At 52.3% G+C, this 2202-nt stretch carries 2 protein-coding genes; both read left to right on the top strand.

Features of this window, described 5'->3' with window-relative positions:
- The first annotated feature begins 93 nt into the window (after positions 1 to 93).
- Positions 94 to 1380 (top strand): IS21 family transposase, encoded by a 1287-nt coding sequence (istA, locus tag KNP77_RS15750; RefSeq protein ID WP_131458835.1) that lies wholly within the window; start codon positions 94 to 96, stop codon positions 1378 to 1380.
- Positions 1377 to 2165, top strand: a complete 789-nt coding sequence (gene istB, locus KNP77_RS15745) for an IS21-like element helper ATPase IstB (RefSeq protein WP_131458834.1) — start codon at positions 1377 to 1379, stop codon at positions 2163 to 2165. Before istA ends, istB begins: the two co-directional genes overlap by 4 nt.
- Positions 2166 to 2202: the final 37 nt, after the last annotated feature.

The following is a 2202-nucleotide window of genomic DNA, read 5'->3' as shown; positions in this document are numbered from 1 at the left end:
TATAAATGATAGTTTTAAGATGTCCTAAAACGTTGGGATAACAATGTACAATTTCGTCTCCTTCTCGCATACTTGTTCACGAGGTGAACGACTATGCAAATTCAATTAAACGTAGACACGACGTTCGAGGTAAACGAACTTTCGGACCTACGGACATTCAATGACATGATGGAGAAGATGAACATGAAAATCAACAAGAGCCAACTCGCCAGAGAGATGGGTGTCGACCGGAGGACGGTCAATAAATATCTCAACGGCTACCAGAAGCCAACAACGAGAAACCGGGAATCGGTGATCGATGCGTATTATCCGATCATCCGGGCCCTCCTGTCGGAGGATTCCAAGCAACGATTCTATTATCGACGCATCCTCTGGCAATACCTGAAAGACAACCATGGGTTGGAGTGTGCCGACTCGACATTCCGGAGCTACATCAGACGGCATCCCGAGTTCGCCGCCTATTTCAACGAGAATAAAAAAATGCCCGCAGCCGGGCAACACGTCCGCTTCGAGACGGCCCCCGGCAAACAGGCGCAACTAGACTGGAAAGAGTCAATCCGTTACGAGACACGCGACGGCGAGACGATCGAGGTGAACGTGGCGGTGCTGATACTCTCGTATTCCCGTTTTCGTTTCTTCCACCTCAGTCTGTCAAAATCGCAAGATGTCGTCCTCTCGTTTTTGACGCAGGCGTTCGAGAAACTCGACGGGGTTCCCGATGAGCTCGTTACAGACAATATGAGCACCGTCATGACGGAGGCGCGTACACGATACGGCGAGGGCGTCGTGAACCGCCGGTTCGAGGAGTTCGCGAAGGATTTCGGTTTCCAGGTGAAACCTTGCATCGCCGGGCGGCCGCAGACGAAAGGGAAGGTCGAGGCGCCGATGAAAATCTTGGACGAGATTCACGCCTACCAGGGCAAATATAACCTCGAGGAGCTGCACGACTACATCGAGAGACTGTGTAGACGAATCAATAGCGAGATCCATCAAGGGACCGGAAAGATCCCGATTCTGGAGCTACAAAAAGAAAGGAACCTCCTACTCCAGCTACCAACTGAACGAGTAAGAGATTCCTATCGCATCAAGCACGCCCGGGCCAAGGTGAACCACTCCAACATGGTCTCGTACCGCTCGAACCAGTATTCCGTACCAACCGGATATGAAGGCGAACGGGTGGCACTCGAGGTGCATGACGATTACTTGTGGATTTATCATAACACGAAACCGATCGCCCAACATCGTCTTAGCGACAACAAATTGAACTATCTGGAGCACCATTATCTTCAACAGCTTAGCCAGACGGTCGGCGACCGGGGCGGCATCGACGAGATGGCTCGGCGCAACCTGCAGCTCATGGACGAGAGGTACCGGTCATGAGGGAGACGAACAGCTACAAGCAGCTACGAGAGAACCTCATGTCACTCAACCTCGATCAGATGGCTATCCACCTCGATGAGGTAATCGACTTCGGGATTCAGAGCGGGGCGTCGCTGACCGAGGTGCTCGTCAAGCTCACGAACCACCAAATCGACGTCCAGGAAAAGCAGAAGACGCACCGGATGATTCGATCGGCAGCCCTGCCCAGCCCGAAGGGGCTCGATACGTTCGACTTCTCTTTCCAGCCGTCCTTGAACCGGGAACAGATCCTAGACCTTCATACGCTTCGCTTCATCGAGCGGAACGAGAACGTGGTGTTCCTAGGCCCGAGCGGTGTCGGGAAGACGCACCTCGCGACATCAATCGGGGTGACGGCGGCGCTCGCCCGCCATAACACTTATTTCACGAAGTGCCACGACCTTATCCAAAAGTTGCGGACCGCGAAGCAGGAGAACCGCTTGGAGAGCAAGCTGAAACACTTCTCCAGATATCGCCTCTTGATCATCGATGAGATTGGGTATCTCCCAATCGACGCAGAGGACGCCAAAATCTTTTTCCAACTCATCGACCAGCGGTACGAAAAAAAGAGCACGATCCTGACCACGAACATCAACTTCGGCTCATGGGAGGAGGTGTTCGTCGATCCGAAACTGGCAAACGCCATCTTGGATAGGATTCTACACCACGCAACCGTGGTGCCAATCACCGGGGACTCTTATCGATTGAAAGACCATCGGTCAGAACAAACTGTGGCTGATGAAGTGAGCAATAGTGAGCATTATTAAGCGAACGAAATTGTACATAAAGACGTTGACATTTATA

This window comes from Exiguobacterium sp. s142 (assembly GCF_018618455.1).
In the GTDB taxonomy this organism is placed as follows: domain Bacteria; phylum Bacillota; class Bacilli; order Exiguobacteriales; family Exiguobacteriaceae; genus Exiguobacterium; species Exiguobacterium aurantiacum_A.
The sequence above is the reverse complement of the archived record's forward strand: the minus strand, read 5'-3'. Positions and strand labels throughout refer to the sequence as shown.

Bases quoted from the DNA above. Each gene is read 5' to 3' on its own strand.
- istA (WP_131458835.1), top strand. From the start codon at position 94: ATGCAAATTCAATTAAACGTAGACACGACGTTCGAGGTAAACGAACTT.
- istB (WP_131458834.1), top strand. From the start codon at position 1,377: ATGAGGGAGACGAACAGCTACAAGCAGCTACGAGAGAACCTCATGTCA.